Source organism: Pseudomonas sp. CFBP 13711 (genome assembly GCF_014842265.1).
Classification (GTDB): domain Bacteria; phylum Pseudomonadota; class Gammaproteobacteria; order Pseudomonadales; family Pseudomonadaceae; genus Aquipseudomonas.
This window is the reverse complement of sequence record NZ_JACYVI010000009.1, coordinates 81,282-105,812: the sequence shown is the minus strand read 5'-3', so window position 1 is coordinate 105,812 and position 24,531 is coordinate 81,282. Positions and strand designations below refer to the sequence as shown.

At 51.3% G+C, this 24,531-nt stretch carries 15 protein-coding genes; 1 reads left to right on the top strand and 14 read right to left on the bottom strand.

Going from position 1 to position 24,531, the window contains the following annotated elements; genetic code table 11:
• Nucleotides 1-227: 227 nt before the first annotated feature.
• From IFT47_RS17570 to gmd, 3 genes are all read right to left on the bottom strand, one after another.
• Nucleotides 228-1,349, bottom strand: coding sequence for a glycosyltransferase family 4 protein (locus IFT47_RS17570; RefSeq protein ID WP_192174572.1), 1,122 nt, complete (start codon nt 1,347-1,349; stop codon nt 228-230).
• Nucleotides 1,350-1,484: 135 nt separating this feature from the next.
• Nucleotides 1,485-2,381, bottom strand: coding sequence for a GDP-mannose 4,6-dehydratase (locus IFT47_RS17565; RefSeq protein WP_192174573.1), 897 nt, complete (start codon nt 2,379-2,381; stop codon nt 1,485-1,487).
• Nucleotides 2,381-3,412, bottom strand: coding sequence for a GDP-mannose 4,6-dehydratase (gene gmd / locus IFT47_RS17560; protein ID WP_192174574.1), 1,032 nt, complete (start codon nt 3,410-3,412; stop codon nt 2,381-2,383). Before gmd ends, IFT47_RS17565 begins: the two co-directional genes overlap by 1 nt.
• Before the next feature lie 349 nt (nt 3,413-3,761).
• Between gmd and IFT47_RS17555 the strand changes: the two genes are divergently transcribed.
• On the top strand, nt 3,762-4,598 hold the full coding sequence (locus IFT47_RS17555) for a class I SAM-dependent methyltransferase (protein ID WP_192174575.1): 837 nt from the start codon (nt 3,762-3,764) through the stop codon (nt 4,596-4,598).
• Between the two features lie 52 nt (nt 4,599-4,650).
• Here IFT47_RS17555 and IFT47_RS17550 read toward each other — a convergent pair whose 3' ends face one another.
• The 11 genes from IFT47_RS17550 to IFT47_RS17500 all read right to left on the bottom strand — a co-directional run bounded on the left by IFT47_RS17550 (nt 4,651) and on the right by IFT47_RS17500 (nt 24,505).
• Nucleotides 4,651-6,222, bottom strand: a complete 1,572-nt coding sequence (locus IFT47_RS17550) for a DUF6311 domain-containing protein (RefSeq protein WP_192174576.1) — start codon at nt 6,220-6,222, stop codon at nt 4,651-4,653.
• Nucleotides 6,223-6,305: 83 nt separating this feature from the next.
• Nucleotides 6,306-10,049, bottom strand: coding sequence for a glycosyltransferase (locus IFT47_RS17545; protein ID WP_192174577.1), 3,744 nt, complete (start codon nt 10,047-10,049; stop codon nt 6,306-6,308).
• Nucleotides 10,049-11,491, bottom strand: coding sequence for a methyltransferase domain-containing protein (locus IFT47_RS17540; RefSeq protein WP_192174578.1), 1,443 nt, complete (start codon nt 11,489-11,491; stop codon nt 10,049-10,051). Before IFT47_RS17540 ends, IFT47_RS17545 begins: the two co-directional genes overlap by 1 nt.
• Before the next feature lie 162 nt (nt 11,492-11,653).
• Entirely contained in the window at nt 11,654-12,871 is a 1,218-nt protein-coding gene (locus IFT47_RS17535; protein WP_192174579.1) for an ABC transporter ATP-binding protein, read from the bottom strand.
• On the bottom strand, nt 12,868-13,662 hold the full coding sequence (locus IFT47_RS17530; RefSeq protein ID WP_192174580.1) for an ABC transporter permease: 795 nt from the start codon (nt 13,660-13,662) through the stop codon (nt 12,868-12,870). Before IFT47_RS17530 ends, IFT47_RS17535 begins: the two co-directional genes overlap by 4 nt.
• Nucleotides 13,663-13,971: 309 nt before the next feature.
• The gene (locus tag IFT47_RS17525; RefSeq protein WP_192174581.1) at nt 13,972-15,414 is read right to left on the bottom strand and encodes a mannose-1-phosphate guanylyltransferase/mannose-6-phosphate isomerase; all 1,443 of its coding nucleotides are present in this window, start codon (nt 15,412-15,414) and stop codon (nt 13,972-13,974) included.
• Nucleotides 15,415-15,708: 294 nt separating this feature from the next.
• Nucleotides 15,709-16,878 (bottom strand): nucleotide sugar dehydrogenase, encoded by a 1,170-nt coding sequence (locus IFT47_RS17520; protein WP_192174582.1) that lies wholly within the window; start codon nt 16,876-16,878, stop codon nt 15,709-15,711.
• A 7-nt stretch (nt 16,879-16,885) separates the two neighbouring features.
• Entirely contained in the window at nt 16,886-18,115 is a 1,230-nt protein-coding gene (locus IFT47_RS17515; protein ID WP_192174583.1) for a tetratricopeptide repeat protein, read from the bottom strand.
• A gap of 64 nt (nt 18,116-18,179) precedes the next feature.
• The gene (locus IFT47_RS17510) at nt 18,180-20,321 is read right to left on the bottom strand and encodes a glycosyltransferase family 2 protein (protein WP_192174584.1); all 2,142 of its coding nucleotides are present in this window, start codon (nt 20,319-20,321) and stop codon (nt 18,180-18,182) included.
• Nucleotides 20,322-20,339: 18 nt separating this feature from the next.
• The gene (locus IFT47_RS17505) at nt 20,340-21,542 is read right to left on the bottom strand and encodes a glycosyltransferase family 4 protein (RefSeq protein ID WP_192174585.1); all 1,203 of its coding nucleotides are present in this window, start codon (nt 21,540-21,542) and stop codon (nt 20,340-20,342) included.
• Nucleotides 21,539-24,505 carry a glycosyltransferase family protein gene (locus IFT47_RS17500; RefSeq protein WP_192174586.1) on the bottom strand — a complete coding sequence of 989 codons (2,967 nt, stop codon included), beginning with the start codon at nt 24,503-24,505 and terminating at the stop codon, nt 21,539-21,541. Before IFT47_RS17500 ends, IFT47_RS17505 begins: the two co-directional genes overlap by 4 nt.
• Between the last annotated feature and the right edge of the window lie 26 nt (nt 24,506-24,531).

Below are 24,531 nucleotides of genomic sequence, written 5' to 3'. Positions count from 1 at the left end.
CCCATTGCCCGGACCAGCGAGTTTATTGTGGGAGCGAGCTTGCTCGCAAAGCTGTTTGTCCGGCGCAGAAAATCCACCGGATGGACCGGCCTATTCGCGAGCAAGCTCGCTCGCACAGGTTCTGCGTTCAATCCATAGTGCCCGGTCGACGCAATCAATTGTGGGAGCGAGCTTGCTCGCGAAAGATGGCTCGCCAGTCCACGTCCCAACGACACACCCAAAAGGGCCTAACGCCCGCGCAGCACATCCTGATAAAGATCCGCATACCCCTGCACCATCTTCTCCGACGTAAACATCGACTCAAACCGCTGCGCCGCCTTCAGCCCCATCTGCTTCGCCCGCTCTCGGTCATTCCACAGCGTATTCATCGCGGCCGCCAACGCATCCGGGTCCCGTGGCGGAACAACCAGCCCGGTCTCGTCCGCGATGTTGATGAAGGTGGTGCCAGTGCCCATCTCGCACGAGATCATTGGCTTGCCATACATCGCCGCTTCCAGCAGCGAGATCCCGAACGATTCCGAACGCTGGTGCGAAGGGAAGACAAAGGCTTCGCAGAGCATCAGCAGCGCGTTCTTGTCCTCGTCCGGCAGGCTGCCCACAAACACGACGTTACTAAGCCCGAGCGCCTTGGCTTTCGCCTTGAGCTCCAGCTCCTGATGCCCGCCGCCCATGATCACCACCGGCAGGCGATTTTTGTGCGCTGCCTCAAGCAGGAAATCCAGGCCCTTGTAGTAACGCAGCGCACCGACGAACAGAAAGAAGCGTTCGCCCAATTGCTGCTTCCACTGCTCAAGTTTTGCCTGAGAAGGGGCAGGGTAGGTGGCTCGATCCAGACCAAACGGAATGATCTCAACCTTATCCCTGAACCGGGTTAGCACTTCACTGCTGGCGGCATAGTTCGGCGACGATACGACGATCCGATCAACGCTTCCCAGAAAGCGATTCATCAGCGGCGCATACAGCTTGAGCAGCGTCTTCTGCTTGATGATGTCCGAGTGGTAGCTCACCACCGTCGGTTTTTTGATGTGAGCGGCAAAGTGCGCGATGTCCATGTACGGCCACGGGAAGTGGTAATGCACGATGTCGGCGTCACGCGCGAGCTCTTTGAAGTCCCGGATACCCGACAGCGAAAAGCCTGTCGACGCGACATACAAATCCTGTTTGGAGCGGTGCGCGATGTGATTGCCCACTATCTCGTTACGCGCCGCGCCTTGTGTGCTCAGCGACAGCACCTGGGACTCGATCCCGTGGGCCTGGCAACCCTGTGCCAGTTGGAAGATGACTTGCTCGACCCCACCGCCCTTGCTTTCCGGGAAGTAGGTTTTGAAGAAGTGCAAAACTTTGGTCATCAGGATTCTCTGACGAAACGATAACGTCCGCTGTTCTCGCGATAGGTGCGTTGCGGGCAGAGCGGGGATGTGTGGAGCGGAGGATAAAGGAAAACCCGAAGCGCCTCACAGCGCTTCGGGTTGGGTACTGCGGCGTTACGCGTCGGCCAGCATCCAGCCAAGCGTTTCGCTCAGCTCGGGTGTCTGCCAGCCCGGGACCAGCGACTTCAGCTTGCTGTTGTCGCCACACAAGGTCTTGACCTCGTTGGCCCGCACGAAAGCAGGATTCACTTCGACGGTGAGGTCGTGGCCGGTGATGGCGCGACACATGTCGATCACTTCACGCAGCGAGTGAGTCTTGCCCGAGCTGACGTTGACGTACTGACCGAACGGCTTGGCTTCCAGCAGCCCGCGATAAGCGGCCACCAGCGAACGGACGTCGCTGAAATCGCGCCAGACATCCAGGTTGCCCAGCTCGATCTTCCCGGCCTTCTCGCGGAAGTGTTTGACGATCTTCGGCAGCAGGAAGTTATCCGCCTGGCCGACGCCGGTGTAGTTGAACGGGCGCGCGATGATGATCGGCAACCGCCCGAACCACAAACTGGCCATGTATTCCATGGCCAGCTTGCTCACCGCGTAATCGTTGGCCGGCGCTGGCCTGGTGCTCTCATCGAGCAACCCTTCCGACGCATTGCCATACACGTTGGCACTGCTCGCGAGCAAAACGCTTTCCGGCGCCTTGCCGCAGTTGGCGATGGCTTCGAGCAGGTTGCGCGTACCAATCAGGTTGACCTGGTAAAACGCATCCGCCGCGCCATGCCCGACAAACGCCAACGCCGCGAGATGAACGACGATGTCCGGCTGAAGGTCCGCCAGCAGCTTGCTCAGACCCACCAGATCGGTGAGATCAGCCTGATAATAATTGGCTTCATCGGACGGATTGCTGCCCAGACCGACAACCTCGCAGCCCTGGGCTGTGAGCTCGGCCGCCATGTAGCGCCCCGTAAATCCATGAATACCCGTTATCAGCGCTCGCTTGCCGGCGATACTCATCAGAACGAGAACCCTTTTTCGTTACGACGCAGGTCTGCTTCGACCATCATGCGGCACAGCTCTTCCAGGTTGGTCTTAGGCTCCCAGCCCAGGACTTCCTTGGCTTTGGCCGGGTTGCCGATCAACAGCTCAACTTCGGTCGGGCGGTAGAACTTCGGATTGACCGAGACCAGGACCTTGCCAGTGGCAGCGCAGGTACCGATTTCTTCTTCCGCTTCGCCACTCCAGTTGATGGTGATGTCGACAGCCTTGAATGCCATCGCGACGAAGTCACGGACGGTTTCAGTGCGGTTGGTGGCCAGAACGAAGGTGTCCGGCTGATCAGCCTGCAGCATGCGCCACATGCCTTCGACGTACTCTTTGGCGAAGCCCCAGTCGCGCTTGGCGTCCATGTTGCCCAGTACCAGCGAGTCCTGCAGACCCAGCTTGATCTTGGCAACGGTGTCAGTGATTTTGCGCGTGACGAACTCACGGCCGCGCAGTGGCGACTCGTGGTTGAACAGAATGCCGCTGGTCGCAAAAATGCCGTACGACTCGCGGTAGTTGATGGTCATCCAGTGGGCGTACAGCTTGGCGACGCCGTATGGGCTGCGCGGATAGAACGGGGTGTCTTCAACCTGAGGAATGGCCTGAACCTTACCGAACATCTCGGAAGTCGACGCCTGGTAGAAGCGGACTTTCGGGTTAACGATACGGATGGCTTCCAGCAGATTCACAGCGCCTAGGCCGGTGATTTCGGCGGTGGTGATCGGCTGTTCAAAGGAAACGCCTACGAAGCTCTGCGCGGCGAGGTTGTACACCTCGGTGGCTTCGGTGGTCTGCAGCAGGCGGATGCTGGCCGACAAGTCGGTCAGGTCGTACTCGACCAGGTGCAGGTTTGGATTGTTCTGGATGCCCAGTTCTTCGATCCGCCAGAAATTGACAGAACTGGTACGACGATAGGTGCCGTAGACGGTGTAGCCCTTGCCAAGCAGCAGTTCAGCCAGGTAGGCGCCGTCTTGACCAGTGATGCCGGTAACGATTGCTTTCATGCGAATCCTTTGAACTCCGTCTTAGTGCTTTAACCGCACGTGTTGGGTAGATGATATGGGCAGGTGCGTATGGTACATCGGGGTTATCTACCGTACCAAGCCTCTCACGCAGTAACACGATGTAAGTACCGGCGGGACGGAACGCGATCCTGCCCGAATTCTCGAGTAAACGCCTTGTTGGAGCGGGGAGCGGCGCCTTCCTCCCGTATTGGACGCTGAAGAAATGCCAGGAGTGTTACGAATCGTCATCTGCGGCGCCTATCTTTCAGATGAATATTTGGGCGGTCAATTCGCTAAAGCCCTGAAGGTAAGCTAAAACCAATGCCTTACGACACCGGGAGTTGAATCGATGAACGCTTGGGAAACGCGGCATGAGATGGTCGGCGGCATATATAAGCTACTGAATAAAAATGCGTCGATTGCAGACATCGACCACGTGGTTTCCGATCATTCATTCCTCAAAAGCGACATTGATGTTGCCAGCGTCCTGCTGCTATCCAAAGATGGCCTTGAGTGGACGAGTAAGGGGGTAATGGATATTCACCTCTATCTCATCCATAACGCTCGGCTAAAGATGGTGAAATACCTGCTGCCAGCGGGAGATTCGATTCTTGATCTAGGTGGAGCGAACGCGCCCTTGCATCACATGGGCTTTCCCCACGCATATTCGAAGATTGTGCTTATCGACTTGCCTACCGAAGAGCGTCACAAGGACTTTCAGGTGGCGCTGGATGAGGAGGGGGGGAAGGTTTTTTTGCGCTATGAGGACATGACGGATCTGAAAGGCATCCCGTCTGAGAGCGTCGATTTGGTATGGTCAGGCCAGAGTATTGAACACGTGACGCCTGAGCAGGGGAAGCGTATGTGCAAAGAGGCATACCGAGTACTTAAATCGGGTGGTCGTTTTTGCCTGGATACCCCCAACGGGCATGTTAGCCGCGTTCATGCGGCCACAATAGGAAATCACCTGATCCACCCCGATCACAAGATCGAATACACGCCGGATCAACTGCGGTCGCTCCTGCTGGATACGGGCTTTGTTATCGCAGAGGAGTGGGGGATATGTGAGATGCCTATCACCTGCAAGACGGGGACCTTCAGCTATGACGATTTCCTGATAGGTGGTGCTATTACCAAAAATATCGACGACGCTTACATTCAGTTCTTCAACTGCCTCAAGCTCTGAGTTGCGGGTGCAGCGAGGGGCGGCATCGAGTTGTTCGATGCCGCCCCTCGACTTAGCGTTTGACGTGGCAAACCATTGCAAAGTCAACATCAGCACACTGAGCAGACTCTGCCTCAGGCAATAGACGCTTCACATTGGCAGCATCGCCAAACTCACTTTTCACGAACACAAATACTGAATGGTCGATGTCGGCGCCTGCGATCTCCGTCTTGAGACTGTTCTCGTCACACGGCGGTTGATGGCGAGCAATGTAACCGGTATTCATTTTCAGGTTATGCAACGACACGTAGTTCATCATCGGAATGAGCGTCGTCAGCGTGTCTGCCTTTCCGCAGCGAAACTTCGGATAGTAGTAGACGTTGCGAACATCCTTCCCGATCTGAGCGTCCCAAGCCGACTGAGTCATCAACGGCGTGTAGGGACGATTGAGCCCTGCCTTAAAGTTGGAGCGCTGCATTTTCAGGTCGGAGACCTGCACCACCAATAACGCCAGCATGACCGGGATCAGCACCTTGCGAGGCAGCGTTCGATAGAGCGTCAGCAACGAAAAGATCACGATAATATAGCCAACCGGCCAGAAAAACCGTCCCGACGCCCGGAATTGCGAGGTCAAGACTTTCATGAAGTCCGGGTAGTTGAGGATCGCAAGCTGGCGCGTCCCTAGGTAGATCGAATCGGATAATGCGTAGCACGCAAACAGTGCCAACACAGTTGCCAGATAGCGATGACGTCTGACCGTGGCCCATCGTTCTCGCCGAAGTTGAATCAGTGCATAAACAAAGCTAGCGATGACGCCCAGGCCAAGGTAGTTAAAGCCTTCATATTGCCCCGGCATCATTGCATCGGGGATCGTGACATAAGACCCGCCGGTAACTGGAGCAAGCAGGTTCATGGAATAGTAGCCGAAACCCCACTCAGGCGACACCTGTCCGACCGGCATAGGCAGCAATGCCGCCGCCATAGCCAAAATCAGTACCACAAACGGGATGATGACGCGAAGCGCGGACTGGCGTGTCAGTTTGTCCAGGGAGCTGAATGCAGAGCACAGATAAATCATCAACGCCATTACAAACAGGTAAGCATGGACGTTGATGCTCACGACCAGAATCAGTGTCCATCCCAATGTCGCAAACTGTCGCAGCCGGTTGCTTCTGATGTACAGCGCGATGGACATCAACAGAATCCAGTGCGACATCAGGGAAATGTGGCCGAGGCGGGCCATCAATGCCGGGAAGCAAACCAGCAGCACTGTGCAGCAGACAAGTGTGCTCCAGGATCTTACATTCAACTCCCGCAGAATCCACCACCCCCCTACCGATTGCAGGATGAACGCCAGTGCCACCCAGTAGCCGAAAGGATTGAACGGCGGCATGCCGGACGGTAGCACCAGTTTCAACAGCAGCGAGTAGATCGGAATGATGTCGACGAAGGTGGCACGTGTTCCCACCGGGTAATTGAACGTGTCGAACGCCAAAAGCGGGAAGCTCAATGGCGAGTGGAAGTACGCATTGAAGCCGGCGATGTATTGAGTGACGTCTTCGGTTTCGCTCATCCAATAGGAAGACGTGCCGGCAATAAAGCCTTCAGGAAAGTATCGGTAGACAAAAATGGCGGCAATCGCCATTGCTACCAATAACCCTAGCGTCCCGGTGGACGATAGCCACGCGGGCCTTTGGCTGGGCGATACAGCAGCGTTTGAAAAAGGGGTCACAAGATAACCTCAAGCAGTTGGCTCGCACTCTGTTCCCAGGTGAGCCATTGAATAGCATTGGATTTTGGATGCGCGTCATCCGAGTAGAGTGCAAGCCAGCGTTGCAAGCTTTCAACCATTACGCCTTCCTCGTCGCCTTTGAAGTAGTAAGCGTTGTCACCAGCGATTTCCCGGAAAACCGGCAGATCACGCGCAATGATTGGCAACTTCTTCTGTGCGGCTTCGATGATGGGAAGCCCGAAGCCTTCACCTTCGCTTGCGAAAATCAGGCAAGACGCCGACGCATAGATCGCCTCTAATGTGGCGTCATTGGCGTCGGACATCCACATCAGACGATTCCCTTGCTCTGGGTGGTTGCTGAGAGCATCGATGATCTGAGGCAGGTTGCGTCTCGATTCAGCGTCGACGCCTTTCCACCCCTCACGACCCACGATAACCAGATTCACATCTACACCTGAGTTCCAGAGCTTGGTGAATGCCCGAAGAACTTGCAGATGTCCTTTTCTCGGCTCAATTGTGCCCACCATCAGGAAAGTGGGCTTGCCACCGAGCTTCGGCACCGCCGGCAGGTCGGCCGTCTCCGACTCTCCCTTATCCAGGTGTGCGCTTATGAGATCGGCACCCAAGTGGAACCAGTGGACGTTGAACGACTTCTGTTTGATCTCCTGCATTTCGACCCACGCGCAGTACTCCGCTGCCACCGATTGGGAAATACAAACCGCCCCGTTCAATTTGGTCGTTACTTGCAACCAGCGGTGAGACGGCAGTTCTGCCTGGGGCGGAAAGTATTCCGGCAGCAATACAGGAAGCAGATCAAAGATTGTCGCGTATAGCTTTACCCCATTATTCATGAGATATGACAGGTAACCGCTCTCGTAAGCGAGCACCAGGCGATCAGACCAATCCAGAGTCAACACGATATCGCTTTGCTGAGGCGTGACGATTTCTTCGCTCAGCAGATCCGGGGGGGCGCCAATGCTGGCTAATGTAAACGAAGTCGCTGTCTTGTAACCCCAGACCTCATTTGTTTTGCACAGGTACACGGGTTCGAATCGAATTTGGCTATCTGTCTGCTTTAAAAGTGCCAGCATGATCGAGATTGCAACACGCTCGATTCCGGTTCGTAATTCAGTCGCACGAGTCGCGGAAACGTCCAGATAAACCGTTCTGAAAGAGCGCTCTGGCGGGAAGTTCTGAGACAGGCAGTCCGCCAGCTTCACGGCACTGTCTTGGATATGAGCATCAGTGGAGTTGTCGATGATCCGACGCGTCAGTGCATCCAGTCCGTAACGCTTGTTGAGGTAGTGATTCTCGATGGCCTCGAAGTACAAGTTGGCGCAATAGTCCGGTGCATGCCGCGTGCGAATGGTTTTCGCCCCTGTCGCACCGAGCTTTTGGCGCATTGGCCTGTCGGTCCACATCGACTCAAGAGCGCGTTTTAGCGCAGGCGTCTGGAAGTCATCAGCAAGCATGATCGTGGCTTCAGGATCAAGTTCAGCAAACGATCCGTTCGCATTGACGATAACCGCAGCTCCATAATTCATGCAGTCCAGAACTGCCGCGGATGTTTCCCCTCGGGAGTTGTTGCGCAACTGGACGGCAACATCAGAGACCGCCAGATAACGATTGTAGGTCTCAGTGTCAGCCCAGCCGGTGATCGTAATGTTCTCCGGATATGCCGCCCGCGCCATGGTTTGCTGAAGTTGCTCTTTGTAAGGGAGGTGATGAATGTCTCCCACGAACACCAGCTTACAGTGAGGATCCTGCGAGAGCGAAGAGTCGACCCAGGCCTCAAGCAGGCAATGGTTCATCTTTGTCGGGTCGAGAAATCCGAAGCTGCAGACCATGAAATCTTCTGCAGCGAGCCCGAGGACACTTCTTGCGTTGGCGGCGTCTACCGGTGGCGATGGTTGCCTTAGCAGAGGAATGACGTCGCACTTGGCTTCGAGCGTTTCGCCGTACCACTGCTTGACCAGAGCTTTGGCGTAGTTCGAGTGAAGTACTACGCCGTGGGCTCGCTGGAATATTTCCAGGTTGACCGGGTATTTGAGGCGCAAGTCGTCAGGCGTCAGCGTGTGGTATTTCTCGACCAAAGCGCTATAGCCGTGGGAGAAATAAAGCGCTTCATCCCACGCCCCCACTTCGATTTTCTCGTCCTGCAAATAAGACTTCAGGCCGCTCAGGAAAAAATCGTGCAGAACGACCACGCCCGGCACCAATGCCATCAGTTCGAGCATGTGGTGGTGGAAGATCGAATTGCCTACCTGATAAACCACGCGGTCCACCGATCGACTGTTATCGATCAGCCACTGCGGATCGCGGATGGAGCAATGTTGCAGAGCCCACTCATCCGTCACTTCATTCTGGAATACGACCAGTTCGATGTCATAAAGCTTGTGAAGCTCGGGTAGCAGCTCTGCTGAATAACCGGCGATACCGGTGCGCTCGGGCGGGAGCGGGGACACGAATGCCATGCGCTTCTTGACGATGGATTTGCCGTTGTGGCTCTCGGGATTGCGCAGGGCGATATAGTTCTCGAACGCGTCAATGGCAGTAATCGCCGAGTGATCCCAAGAGAACAGCTTCCGCTGCTCGAGGCCATGAGCGATCAGCGTCGCTCTGAACTCGTCATCTTCCATTGCCTGATAAAGCTTGTTCGTAATGGCCCGAACGTCATAGGGGTCGAATAGCGCCTCATCCCAGCCAATGACCTCGGGGATACTCGAAGCTCTCGATCCGATTGCCGCTGCGCCGCATGCCATGGCTTCAAGCGGAGGCAGCCCGAAACCTTCGTGCCAGGAAGGAAACACGAAAACCCGGCAGAGGTTATACAACTTGACCAACTGCACGTCGTCGACGTATCCCAGGAAAATCATGTCCTCGGTTTTGAGGCCAAGCTTTTCCCCGACGGCAATTAGCGCATTGGAGTGCTGGGGTGGGATCTTGCCCGCGAACACCAACTGGTAATTGTCGCGCACTTCGTCAGGCAGGCCAGCGAAGGCTTGAACGAGGCGTGTCAGGTTTTTACGATCGTCCGAGCCGCCGGTGTAGAAGGCGTAGGGCTTGCTGATACCTAGGTTGTGGAGGAACACCGACGCCTCTGCAGGCGAGATGGTCAACTTCTGGAAGTTGTCATCAATGGCAGTAGAGATATTGATCGAATTCGCTTCATCAACGGATAAGTATTCAATGCCCTCAGCGCATGAGAACTTGGAAATAGACAAAATTAATGAAGCACGCTGCAACTCATCGACCTTGCCGATATAGTGCTGCTTATAGTCCCGATTCCATTTCAGGTACTGAGCTGGGTTGAGCAGTGGAATCAGATCATAGTGAGACACGCTAACCGGCGTTTTGGTATCGAATCGGCCAATGCTGGTTACAGCATCGTCCACGAATCCCTCTATCATCGACGACACATGGATAATGTCGGGTTTCAGGCTGGCGATGAAGCCTTCTCGAATCAGCTCCGCTGCTTTTCGCCGCTCGTGGTTGGCGGCGTCCATCTCGGCGACGGGACCAGGGGCGTACCAAATGTGAATGTTTTCAGGCGGCAACAAGTCTTCGAACGCTGCCCGTATGGACTCGATCGAGTCCGACAACATGCCATTCAGGACCAGATGAATATCGTGATCGCCGCGATTACGCACAATCGCCAATGCTAAGGAAAGACTGTAACGACCGATGCCGCGAAACCGGCTTTCCGTCTGGGCTCCTTGCAAGTCAATAACAATACGCATTATTCAATCCTGTCCCGGGTCTTTTCCGCTAATTTGATTTTTGCCAACACAGCCCGCGCATGAGGCGACAAGTTTTCCGTATCGATGGGGATCGTCGGGTCAATGGTCGAACGGAATATGGGGATTTCTTTCTTGTGGTATCGGCTACGCAGAAACTCATAGGCGCCGATTTTCTTGAGTACAGCGATACCAACGCTCTTCACAGGCTTGTAAGGGCTGGCTTTGCGGATGGCGTAGAAGATGACTTTCCGGGCCATCAACTTGGAGCGGATCTTGACGCCGTCGCGCTTGAGCAACTGCCGCTGCAGAAGGGCGTACCGAACGGTATTTACGACTGATCCCGGCAGAATGACACTTAGCGCATGCAAGCGACCCCTTGTGATATCCAAGTGATGGTCCAAGTGCACGACATGCTTATGAAGATTCGCTGTGTCAACAGCAGCCTTATGAATAAGCCTTTCTTGAGAGGCTAGTTCCAGACTGACCTTGGAATGTTCTTCGCGAAGCGTCCGCAGCTCTAGGTGCACAGCGTTTAGCTGAATCTTGTGGCTTCGCTGAAGCGCTTCTAGATCCCCTTTCAGAGCCCCCACGATTTCGTTTAGATTCTCAGCAGCTCGCGCTGCAGTGGCTTCGACACTTGCGAGATAAGCCTCAACGCTGCTGAGTGTGGTCTGCTGAGTAGCATTTACGGTCTCGATACCGGCTACTCTCGCCTCGTAGGCAGAAGCGACAGCATCAAGCGTCACGCCAAATTCTTTAGCGAAAAGCGCATCAAGATCGGGGGTAGGGCCGCTCGAGGTAGTAGTCTGGGCAACGACGCTGTAATCGGGGCTCACGCCTTTGAGAACATGCATCAGCGTTACAGATGGGACTCCCTGAATAGGTTCAGGCTCCTGCAAACGCAAGACCTTGGAGCGTGCAAAACCGTGGAAGTCCGGAATGAACTGGAGCAACAGTGGAGGCAGTGGATTGACATGAGTCGGGTCCATGTAAAAGCTGGACGTGCCGACAATCATGTTCTCCGGATTCGGTGTTTCTAGAATTAACAGACCCCCCGGTACCAGTACCCGCTTGGCTTCTTCAACCAAAGCATTCAGCTGATCAAATGGGATGTGCTCTACCAGATGAAAGGCGCTGATTGCCATCTGGCTAGCATCGCCAAGCTGCCTCAAGTACGCGATGGCATCACTTTGGGTGACGGAAAAACCTCGCTCCTTGCATGCCGTCAGCATCTCTTCGTCCAGATCGACGCCGTGGCAACGAATCTGCATCGACGTCAGAAGTTCGAGCCACTCACCTCGGCCGCAACCCAGATCGGTGACCGGCAGTTCCCAACAGGCTTTTAGCTGTTCGAGGAACGGCGAATAAACTTTGAGACGATCAAGGATGAGTTGCCTAGAACCGCGGTGCTTGTCTTCAAATGATCGGTAAAATTCGCTCACGGGCGCTTCCTGATTCCAATTCTATCCAGCAGTTGTGTGCTCGTTGATACGGGCTTGGCGCATGAGACGAAGTCCGCAACGCGGTGCAACCGGCAGTTCTGCGCTTTCACGCAGCAACTGCCAGGGCCCGTAATCAGTCCGGTTTGTTCCGTGTCGCCGGATTCACGCTTCTATTTCAACCTTTGGCGGCATCCAGCTCAGACCTACAAATGTGTCTTGGGCAATGTTGACTACGTTGAAAACCAACGCTAGGTCGAGCCATTCAAAATTTTCGACGATGTGCGTTTCCGAGGCATGGAGCGCGACCGCTACGGAGTAAGACCCGATGCCTAGATTTGCCGGAAACGTGAATTTATAGGTAAATTTTTTCCCTGCAGCCACACTCGTGGATTTGCAGTCGAGATAGTGCGTATTAGTGCCAAAAATGCTTTGGCCTAACCGGTCCTTAATGACATATCCCACCACCAGTTCAGGCAAATCGTGGTGGACTTCCCCTTTGATGCACAGGGTGACTTCATCCCCCACACCTACGTATTCCACCGCCGTCCCGGCGCGATCATACAAAGAGACGCTCTCAATCGTCGCTTTACGACTACCGGATCGGGTTTGCTTGGACCCATCATCCAGCGAGACCACTTCAACGCCCGCGTTTTCTTTATCGGCGATGAGCGCGTTGTAATAGTCCATCACCTCCTCCGGCGCACCGTCCTTGATGACAGTACCGCCTTCCAGAAGAATGGCGCGATCACACAACGCCTGAATCGAGCCGCGATCGTGCGAGACGATGATCAGAGTCGTACCCTGCCGCTGGAACTCTTTGATCCGCGCAAAGCTTTTGTGCTGGAAATAGCTGTCCCCGACAGACAAAGCCTCATCGACGATCAATATGTCCGGGCGGAAAGCAGTGGCAACCGCAAAAGCCACTCGCATTTGCATCCCGCTGGAGTAGGTGCGAACACTTTCGTCAAAGTACTCACCGATTTCAGCGAAAGCCTCTATGTCCTTTATGGCGCCGTCAATTTCGTGATTGTTGAACCCCATCAAACCTGCGGCATGATAGACATTCTGACGACCCGTAAGCTCTGGGTTGAACCCCATTCCCAGCTCAAGAATCGCGGCAATACGGCCATTTACGTGAACCGCACCCTCAGTGGGCTGCAGAGTGCCAGTGATCATCTTCAGCAGCGTCGACTTGCCTGCGCCGTTTTGTCCGACGATCCCGATTGCTTCACCCGGTCTGATGGCAAAGCTGATATGACGGAGCACCCAGTGCTCATGGTTGGGCTTCGCACCTGCAAAGAACCAGTTAGCGATGCGCTTCCATTCAGAGCTATAAGTCCGGTAGGCCTTGCCCAGGTTGTCAACGGTAAGCAGTGTCATAGTGAGTCCACCATTTCTGGTGCAGCGCGACGAAACATGAACAGCCCCAAAAGCATCAGCAGGATGGAAGCACCGACGGTGATGCCGATCTCGTTCAAGTCGGGTGACACCTGATAAACCAGGACGTCGTGGTAAGCATTCACGACAGAAAACATCGGATTGAAGTTCATGAACGAACGTAGGTATTCGGGGATCACGTTGGCGGAGTAGACGATTGGCGTAAACCAGAACCACACCTGCAATATGATCGGTACGACTTGGCCAATGTCGCGAACAAACACGTTAACTACACCAAGCACCAAGCCCAGGCCGACGGCCAGCGCGGTAACCACCAGAGTCAACGGAATGAGCCAGAACATGTCCAGCGAAGGCATCTGGCCTAGCGCCGCAAATACCACCAGCACGGCGACAAACAGCAGCAAATTATTGAGCAGGCATGATCCCACTACGATGACCGGCAGCGCGATGCGGGGAAAGCGCATCTTCTTCATCAGGTTGCCCTGTTCAATGAACAGATTCAGACATCGCGAGACAATCTCGGAAAACAGGTTCCACGCCAGCACCCCAGCCATCAGGTACAGCGCATACGCATATTTGTTGTCGATACCTGGCAAGCGGGCTGCCAGCACGTTGGAAAGGATAAGCGCGTAGATCGCGACTTGAGACAGAGGATGAATGATCATCCAGAGGCCACCGAGTCGGCTGCGCGCAAACCGGGCAATGAACTCATTGCGGATGGAGGTGACGATGAAGCTTCGGTATTCCCAAAGCCCTTTCAACATGCCGAACATGCAAGGTCCTCGTTGACGCGTTTGGTGTTTTTCACTGGAGCGAACGGGTCGCTTGAGAAACAGTGGCCGTGCGGCTTTATGTGCCCGGACCGGACAGTGAACGACTGTGGTCCTGTATGCATGCCGACGGGTGTTGTGAGGGAATGACGGATGGAAACAATTCCGGGGTTGGTTTCAGGGGCGGCAGTATATGCATGGCGCAGACGCGGATGTACATGATGTCGACGCATATGGTCGACGGCCGTTGATACCGGCCGACGAGCGCACCACGTCATGTAAAAGTGCCACATCAAGGCTAGCCCACAGCCATCAAGCGTCAGCGCGACCGTAGACATCCTCGAAGCGAACAATGTCGTCCTCGCCCAGATAGTCGCCGCTTTGCACCTCAATCAACACCAGATCAATAACACCAGGATTGGTCAGGCGGTGGGTGTGTCCGGCACGAATGAAGGTCGACTCATTGGTGTTGAGCATCAGTTCCTGGTCATCGTTGACCACAACGGCCATTCCGCTGACGACGATCCAGTGCTCGCTACGATGGTGATGCATCTGTAGCGACAACGAAGCTTTGGGCTTGACCACAATTCGCTTGATCTTGAAACGCTCGCCGTTTTCCAGGGTGGTGTAAGTACCCCATGGGCGATGGACGGTCTGATGCAGCTGGTGGAGCGTATGTCCGGAGCTCTTGAGCTGGGTAACGATGTGCTTGACGTCCTGCGCGTGGTTCTTGTGCGCAATCATCAAGGCATCCGGCGTGTCGATGATAAGCAAGTCCTCGACACCCACTAGCGCAGTCAGCCGATCCTCGCTGTTCACATAATTGTTTCGCGAACCGTGGGCCAATACCTCGCCTTCAAACCGGTTGCCTTGCTCGTCCTGCGCCGTCAGCTCACTCACGGCATTCCACGAACCAATGTCACTCCAGCCGATGTCACAAGGAACAGTGACCACCTTATTGGAGCGTTCCATCAACGCGTAGTCGATGGAGATGTCAGGCACCTTCGCAAATGAGTCCGGGTCGATGGAAAGGCAGTGGTAGGCCGGGCCCTCGGTCAACCGAGAGCTGGAGATCGACGCGGCAGCGGCCTCGAGCACATCGGGGGCGTGCGCGGCAAATTCTTCCAGCACAGTACCGACCTGAAAGCAGAACATGCCCGAGTTCCAGAAATAGTTACCGGCGGCCACATAGGACTCTGCAGTGTTCAGGTCAGGCTTCTCGACGAACCGTGCGACCTTCAAGCCACCCTCCAGCCCGGCTGAGTCGCCCGTTTCGATATAGCCGAATCCTGTTTCCGGATATTGCGGCTTGATGCCGAAGGTGACCAGCCAACCCTTTTCTGAAAGCTGTACAGCTTTAGCCACTGCAGCGGCGAAAGCTTTCTCATCCTGAATCAGGTGATCGGCAGCCAGGACCAGCATGTGGGCGTCAGCGCCATGCAGCTGCTTAATCTGCAGCGCCGCCATTGCCACTGCTGCAGCCGTATTACGACCGAAAGGCTCTAGGATGAAGCCTTGAGCTAACCCGGTTTTGTTGACGGTGCGGTATTCGTCTTCGGTCTTGAACAACAGATCGCGGTTGGTGACAGTCATGACTTCCGATACACCCGCCAGCGCGGAAGCGCGTAGGAAGGTTTTCTGAATCAGGTTCTGACCGTCTGGCAGCACCATGAAGGGCTTGGGATGGGCCTCGCGAGAAACGGGCCACAACCGACTGCCGACGCCGCCTGACAAAATTACGGGTATTAAATCCATGGGTTTCCTTTACACGACGCTGGCATAAAACTGATCAAAAGTAGCGGATGTTCGCCTAGGTTGTACAACCCGATCGGTTGCTGAACGGAAAGTGCCTTGCGTCGGCGGACCGATAGGGGGCTGAATTCTAGGCAAGGCGAGAATACCAGAGAAAACCTAGCCCAGTAGTCTGGTCCGACCGACCTACCTGAACAGGCTTCCGATTACCTCCCACCGCTTGACAGCCAAAATCTCAATGGGTATGGCGCATGAAGCAATCAATCGTAGGGAGCGCCTTGCACTGAAGGCAGTAATTTAATCTTCCCCAAAAAGGTCGCGAGAGTACACTTTTTCAATAACATCTATGATTTCCACCGAGATTCGGTTGGCCACAATAACGTCTGACATTGATTTGAATTGCTCTAGGTTAGATATAATGTCAGAGTCGAAAAAGCTGGTCCCCTGATAAGCAGGTTCGTACACAACGACTGTGATTCCTTTGGCTTTTAAACGCTTCATTACGCCTTGAACTGAAGAAGCACGAAAATTGTCCGAGTCCGCTTTCATGGTAAGACGATAAATGCCCACGATGTTAGGTTTCAGCTTGGTGATCGAGTCTGCGATAAAGTCCTTGCGGGTTGAGTTTGACTCTACTATAGCGCTAATCAGTGTGTTGGGGACGTCTGAATAATTGGCTAGTAGTTGTTTTGTATCTTTTGGGAGGCAGTACCCGCCGTAACCGAACGAAGGGTTATTGTAATGGTTACCAATGCGGGGGTCCGAGCTTACGCCGTGGATTAGTTGCCGCGTGTTTAAGCCATGGACAGATGCATATGTATCAAGCTCATTGAAGTACGAGACTCGCATGGCTAGATATGTATTCGAAAACAGCTTGATAGCTTCTGCCTCAGTTGAGCCCACTAATATAATTGGAATATTTTTTGCATGAGCGCCTTGTGCCAGTAGATCTGCGAATACCTGGCCTCGCTCAGTGTTGTCGCCAACAATTATCCGAGTTGGGAAAAGGTTGTCGTGAAGCGCGCGACCCTCCCGTAAAAATTCAGGGGAGAAGATAATGGATTTCGTGTTGAATGCCTTACGCATTCTGATTGTGAAACCAACCGGTACGGTCGATTTTATGATTATGGTTGCGCGGTCATTGACTCTCAGCGCATCAGCAATAACTTTTTCAACGGAGCTGGTGTCGAATGAATTTGTTTGGGATGCGTAATCAGTCGGTGTCGCTATAATGATGTAATCCGCTCCGCTATATGCTTCTAGTTCATCTGTAGTCGCAGTGAGCGTCAAATTTCCTGTCTGAAGAAACTCCTCGGATTCAAAATCTGCCACGGTAGGTTTTCTTTGATTTAGTTTGTCAATTCTAGCTTGGTCAATATCGTAAGCTATAACCGGGTTATGTTGTGAAAGTAAAATAGCGTTGGATAGCCCAACATAACCCGTGCCCACAACCGTAATGTTTTTCATTAGTGCCTCAAAAATCAGGGCGAGTTTTTTTGTTGTTCCATTTGTCCATGATGGAGCCAATGTCAATAGCGATGCCACCTTGTCGTTTGATTTGAATGCAGTATTGCTTGCCTAAAATTCCTCCGCCAACTAGACATAACATGCCACCCCAGTCGATGCTTTTAATGTGGTCAAGGGTAGCAATGAATGCGCTTGGGAAATGTTCGCCTTGGACTGAGTTGTTTCCCAACAAAGCCAATCGCGATGGTTCGCCGGGTATAGGTAAATAAACAACTTCTTGAATGCCGAACTTGTACTTAACGATGTCTACGATTTCTGGATGACAGGAAATAATGCCAATCTTATCTAATGATGACAGAAGGTCGAAGAAATCAATGGATTCGCCGAGCTCATAGTGCATCAATTGAGTACACAGCGCGGTTGATGAAAGATCTGTTTGCTCCAGCATTCTCACTACGTTAAGAGTGCCAGGTATACCTCTCATACTCCCGATGGAAAACTCGTGATCAATCCATGTGTCAGGTGGTACCCCTATGAGGTCTGCTTCGCCTAGACATCCGGCCAGCATCGACATTTGTGAATAAAACGCCCCTCGATGGTGCGCTGATGCTTCGCCATACCAGATATCCCAAAATTCATCCCGATTTCTGGAATATAGAGCGTTGAAGCGCATCTCATCTTTACTGCTATGGTGGAGCCATGTACCTTCCCCGTCGCCAAGCCTAATGAAGGCGTAAGGTGTATTGTTGCTCAAACACCCAGCTATTTCTGCCACAACCTCTGAAATAAGTTGCCACCCCCGAGAATTACGGCGCAGTATTTCGTAAGTGTTGCCAGCATATCGCAAGTGATATGTATTAACGTAATCCATCAGCTGGTAATAGACCGTCAATAGCTTAAGGTCGTCTTCACTTTGGATGTTAGATTGATCGACAATTTGCACGAAATGAGCAAGGTCTTTAGACGCCACGCAGCTTGATAGAAGAGCTCTTATTACCTCCATCTCTCCGGGGCTTTTGGTGAACGCTTGCGAGAATAAGCTACTGGCTTTAGCTTGATTCCCTCGTTCACTATATAGTACTCCCAGCTCAAAAAATGGTTGCCATTCGTTAATATCAAGCATCGCAGCCCGAAGCAGGTGCTTTTCAGCGGCGTCTAGGTTTCCTGAGTTACGCAAATCAACACCCAGGATCAAAGAATCCATATATGATGTAAACAACTCGTCCTCATCGAACATGTTAGCTACCAAGTCAGTGAATATGAAAGTTATAAATATCGCCCTACTGGACTGCTAGTTGGCGCTATCCACGAACCGTCGAAAAAAGGCACGACGGTGTTACTAAATTCTTCGCACCAAGTAGCATCGAATGCTCACACAAGCTTGCGATCCAGCTTTCGCTGTGTACTGGTGCAGCATGTGACTCCAGTATGGCGCGTAATAAGCTCAACTTTATGGAAAAGACATGACTAGATACAGCCGCGACATTACGAGTAAGTTGCGCGATTCCTGCAAGTCCATACTCATCAGCTTGGACGCCTTTAAACTGTTCAGTCAAGCCCTCCCCAGCACGCCTATCGTAGCCAAAGCTTTCGATTTGCCCGGAGGGGTCAGTAATTTTGGCACCCACAAACCCTGATTCAGATCGCAATGCCTGACGAACGAGTTCATTTAACCAGCCAGGACATTTCTTACAGGGAATTACTCTTGAATCAATCCAAATCAAGATGGCTCCGCTTACCTGGTTAATGCTTTGGACAAATGCCTCCCCGGCTGAGCTATCGGCCGGGAATGTGTTCCAGTGTATCCTCATGGGACCGAGCGATTTTACCAATCTAGATCTAGGTTTCGCAGATCGGGAACTAACGACGAGTACTTCAGGTGTGAGCTTCCTCGATTTTCTGATCGATTGAAGAAGTATACTTAGATTTTTTAGAGACCCCTGATGATGGATTATTACCGAGACTGAAGCCGCCTGCTTGTCTAGCGCAGGCTTGAAGCGGAGATGATGTGTGATCTTGTCCGAGATAAGACTGCCTTGTAAATTTCTTTCTCGCAAGTGATGTCTTACCGCTCTTCGCCGGGCTATAGATGCATACCGTTTTTCATTTCCAGACAGAGCTGTTGATCCTGACACTGCTCGCCAGTGATACAGCACCTTCGGAACATGTACTATTTGATCGGCGCTGATGTTGTTGCAGATCCTAAGCACTAGCTCATAATCTTGAGCGCCGTCGTACTCCGATCGAAAGCCGCCGCTTGCTCGTATGAGAGTCGTGCGAAATACGCCTAAATGGCTTACGCAGTTTTGGCCCAGCATCAGCTCAGGGTTCCACCCCAACTTGTGATACGGGTCATACCGCTGGCCAACCGAATTGCATTTGTCCTCGTCCGTAAAAATCAATGAAGCTGTCGGGTGCGTATTTATGGTATGCGCTATATGCAACAACGCGTCTTCGTCTAATAGGTCATCGTGATCAAGCAGGGCCACGAAGCTGCCGTTCGCGATGCTCAGGGCAGAATTAGAAGCTTCGGATATATTTCCATTCTCACTTCTGAAAACTGCGCAAATTCTTGGGTCTTTAGCGATGTGGTGCCTTATTAATTTTTTGACATCACTTTTGGTAGAGTTGTCGTCTGCAATGCATAGCTGCCAATTGAAATATGATTGGCTTAAAACAGACTCAATGGCTAAATTTAAAAATTCGATATTTGAATTGTAAGTAGGTAACAAAACTGAAATGTAAGGTTTTGTTAGTAGCTGTTCTACAATCATGCTGCGCACGCCTAATCTAGAATTCTCAGCCTCATCCTGGTGTTCGAAATAACTCCCGTGGTAACTAAATTCCGTTAAATTTGGTTGTAGTGCAGATGAAGTATCGCCCCGAAGAACGCGGATTGATACAGTGGAATGCCCGACCAATTCTTTCGGTATTAAGCATTCGAAACTGGCTTTAATACTGCCGTCGTGACAAGTCTCAACGGGTTTGGATTGGTCAATTCGAAAACTAGCAGCTAACTTTCCGTTTACTTCTAGCTCCAGGTCAGGGGCTGAATCGCCTGTTTCGTAAACTATCCAGCCGTGGACGAGGCCGTCATCGCGGACCGCATATTGGCCATCTATAACATTGGTGTCGTCGACGTTTATCGGACTACCAATTAGGTTGACAAAACTGTTGTTCTGGATAGTTGTTGCTTCAACTATATCATCTTTGTTTGGACGATTTCCCTTTTCGAAAACGAAAGCGAAACCGTATCTGCCGTCACCAATCCCTGCTTTTAAGAGGTCGGGACGAAGATCGCGAGCGAGTGCTTTACCCACGAGTACCTTATTGACAAAGATATAGACCGCCAGTTTGGCCGCGGGAATTATTGGCGACCACACCCAGCCCGTTAATCGATTATTTACTAATTGATCTAGATGACCGGTTGGTATGTGGTCCATCTTAACACCAGCCCTTCATCATCCTACGATTTCCTGGTATTGCACATCTAGTTCCCGTACCTGATCAGATACCAAACGAATTGCCTTTATAGACTCGATGTCGGGTGAGGGAGCTTGCTCAAATTGATCAAGCTTCTTGAACGCGCTGATAAGATTTTCCAGAGTAGGTTCAATAACCCAACCTGAACGATTTTCTAGTACGTCTTCGCCTATGCCTCCCTTATTGGAACAGATAACCCAAACGCCGGCGGCGGTGGCCTCACGGGTGACTAACCCATAGCTCTCAGGCCAAATAGAAGGCGCCACAAGCACGTCTATCTGTGAGAATAGCGTTTCTACCTGCCTTTGCGGGACCTTTCGTATGAATCGCGTAGTAACTGACCCCCATTGCTCGACCACTTTCGAGTCTTCAGAGGCAGCATGATCAACCACTAAAGCATCCAGATTTTTGAAACAAAAGCTGCTTAGTGCTTGCTTGAATAGATGATAGCCCTTGTGGTCAGACATACCGCCGATGTGAGCTACACAGATTTTACGTCTCGAGGATATTCCTCTCGGTTCCCATTCCCTGGGTTGAACACCATTTCTATTGACAGTTAGGTTGATGACACCATTTTTACGATATATTCTGGCAAAAGCTTCTGAAACTATCTGCACTAAATTAGCTCGTGACAGCAGATATCTCAGAAATGCGCGCCTTTCCGTAGAGTCAGAAAGGTTAATTTCATCGGGAAGAAGCGCCGGGTTAAATGGATCGGGATGAGCCTCGGCGTAGATCCGTCCATTCTGGTCCATCAAAAATTGGTGATCGGAGATCCACCAAGCGTCATGAACGGTGACGACGTAAGGAATCCCTAGTTCCAAGGTGGCTTCTACTATTGATGCGCTGAGACGTTGAACGCAGTGGAAATGGACGATGTCGGGCTGTTCAAAGAGTAAAAAATCTTTGAATAAATGTTTCATCTTTTCATCCCTTGCGTGCCAATCCATGTTCACTCGGTGAATCACCCCCGCTCTATAAACGCGAACGCCTTTGTATAAATATGTATAGATAGAGTGCGGCTCTTGCATCTCATGATTCGTAGTGAAAGCAACCAAATTATATTTGTTGTTGTAGTCATCAATCAAAACATCGACGTTGTCCATCACGACCCTAGTAGCCCCGCCAATGGCTTGAGGTGAAAAAAAAACATTTACGATCGCGATTTTTTTTCTGTTCATGATGAGATCTTTCCAAGTGGACCTGTTGTCAAACATTCTTGATGATCCTGCACTACAAGATCGATTATCGATGACGCCCGTGTTGCCATGTTATCTACGCCGTATTCTACAAGCACCCTGTTTCTTGCTTGCTCTCCAACTGATGTGCGCAACTCTCGGTTGGAGACAAGCATTTTTAATATCTTGTACCAATCTTGGTCGTTTCGGGCTAAAAAGCCATCTTCGCCGTCTTCAATGACGTCGATATAATTTTGCGTAGCGCTCACTACAGATGGCACCCCACACAGAGCGGCCTCAAACCATTTTAATTCGCTTTTAGCATCATTAATTTTGTCGCGTTTCAGTACGGCTATATTAATATCGGCGCATGCCAAGTAGGTGGAGTAACTAAGGAAGCTAGAAGTAAACGGTGCGTTGACGATCTTATCACCAAATTCTTCTAGAACTTTCTTGGGTAGTTGTAAATAGCCAACCACTGTCAGGCGCGCAAGTGGCTCTTCCTTTAGCACACGTAGGATTGAAGGAAGTGCTTCATGAATAAAGTCGGAGTTATGTGCCTTGGTTCCACTGCCGTAAAAAATATTCACATACTGTTTTTCTGCGCTGCGGCCAGGGCTGAGCATTAAGCTGTACTTGTCTAAAGCGTTTCTATGAACGAAGCTCTTATTTGTACGCACTAGCTTTGCAAGTTCTGTTGATAGAGGTTGCGTGGAGGCTATTCCATAGTCACATAACATGGCTGCAGATCGATAAAGCGCCATTCCCATGACGAGGTCATTGTATTCTTCTTGCGATACATATCCCCCATAAGTTGAAATGTGTTGAGGGTATGCAGGATCAAATATCAGATCGTCAATTTCGTAGATCGTTATCTTGCCTAAAGTACTTGCAGTGGAGATAAGCTTCACTATTTCAGGTAAGGCTGGGCATCGGTAGAATATGCACACGTCGCTAAAGCTCATTAGCTGTTGGGCATATGGGGTGTCGGTCCACGAGGCAACATTGGGAGTTATTCCGGCAGCCTGTAGCTGTTCAATTTTTTGATCTATCCTGTAGCGCTTACATTGAGGTAGATGAAAGTCACCAATGATCGTCACGTTTTTCTTATTAATACTTCCTCGGTAGCGATCTAATTTGCCCAAGCGGATCTGAGTGGCATTAATATCATAAATCGAGTTGGTGGTGTTCGAAACGAGCGATATAAGTTTTGAGCGATGGTTTTCTTTAATCAAAGACGCGCTTTTTTTAGAAACTATGTTCCAAATGGTGGCGATGTTTTCTTTAATGGAAAGTTCATATTTACTGCTTTCTGGAAAGTGAGTGTATGCCTTGGAGTATACGCTGTCAATTTCATCGATATTCAGCTGCGCAGCCATGGATCCAGCTTGGTTAATATAAGCCCATTCGCTGCAGTTGCCAGTTGCGATAGCAAGTGAATAGAATTTGCCTGCTCTGCTATGCAATCCGGAGTTCAGATATATATTGCCAAGGTGTTCCAGGGCTAATCCGTTTGTCAAGAATCCGTTTGCAATCAGGTATAGTTCTTCAGCACGTCCTCTTTGTCCTATGGATTCGTAATGAGTACCAATATTACAGTAGAAATCTGAGTTTAGCTGGTCTGATTCGGCTACTCTTAAGCGCACTGCTGGAGTGGATGTGAATAAGTCCTTTAATGTATCTAAAGCATCCTGAGGCAACTCTTGATTAAGGCGTTCCACCTTGTTTATATCAAGCCAAGACGGATAAAGCGAAGAGGGCAGTTCCAAAGTGCTCATAAATTCTTTCGGGCTACGCGCACGCATCCCTACGAGCATTTTTGATTTCCAGTGCAGCTCAGCATTAACTGGTTGGTGTTTAAGATGTCTGGCATCCTCATATGCTGAGGTGTAGAAGTCGGTATCAAAGCTAAAATCATCATCAGTGTTCTTTATTTTATGAGCTGCTGCTTTGTAGAAGCTATCTTTTGAATGAAGATCGGCTGTGTTCTGGATGTATTCTCGCCAGTCAAATTCAAGGGGAAGTTTCTCAATCTTCAGCCCCAGCCGGTGAAGTGCATGTTCGAAAGTGGGTGACCTGCCTTCATCGAATCCAAAGTTTAGCCAGTGTTGCTCTAGAAAGAGTTTGTCACCGAACTTGAGGTCGCTGTACCAGCTGAAATAGAAGTCCGGATCTATCTTGGTGTGCTTTGAAGTTGTTATTTCATCGGAATTAAAGCGAGTTGTTATATTGCCATGCGCTTTTAAGCCAAGCTCGACTATTAGTGACTCTAGCTTCGAAGCTTTTAGAATGAGCCCCATCTGAATGAAGTTGCGATGGAGACTTTCGTAGATACCTGCGTTTGTCTCTCTGGATCCGGTCAGTTGCAGGACTCTCATTGGCATCAGTTTCAGTGCTGTTACAAGATCGTCCCACGCTTCTCGTTGGCCCCAGCGGTTTCCCTCGATGAGCTCCTTTAATACAACTTTTTCATCAATAAATATGTTGTCAAGGCCGTTGTAAGACAACAGCTCTCCAAATGAGCAAAATCTTTTGTTTTGCTCTGTGTCGCTATTCCAGTTTGTGATAAGTTCGCTATCGGTAATGCTGTGATCTATTCCGTAATACCCGCGGTAGAATTCAATATTGAAATGCTTAGACCGGCTGCGTTCTTTCAAATAATGAAATACAATATGATATTCAGTCCCTGCCCCCGCGCTAATGCTTGGATGTTGCTTGCTGTAAGACGTCCAATCTACGTTTTGTGGTACATCTCTCAATGAAAGACTGTGGGCCTCTAACAAATTTTCGAAATTTAAGATGTAATTACACTGATCTTTGTCATGAGAAAGAGAGTCGACAATTTCCTCGTCTGTCAGCAGGGCCTTTTCTTTGTACCAAGCTCTGACAAAAGAAGGACTGATCGTCGGTGTAATTTCGTCAGGCTGCAAACTTACGTTTTTCAAATCGTCCGCGTGTATTTTCATGGTGGATAATATGTCGTTTTGAGTTG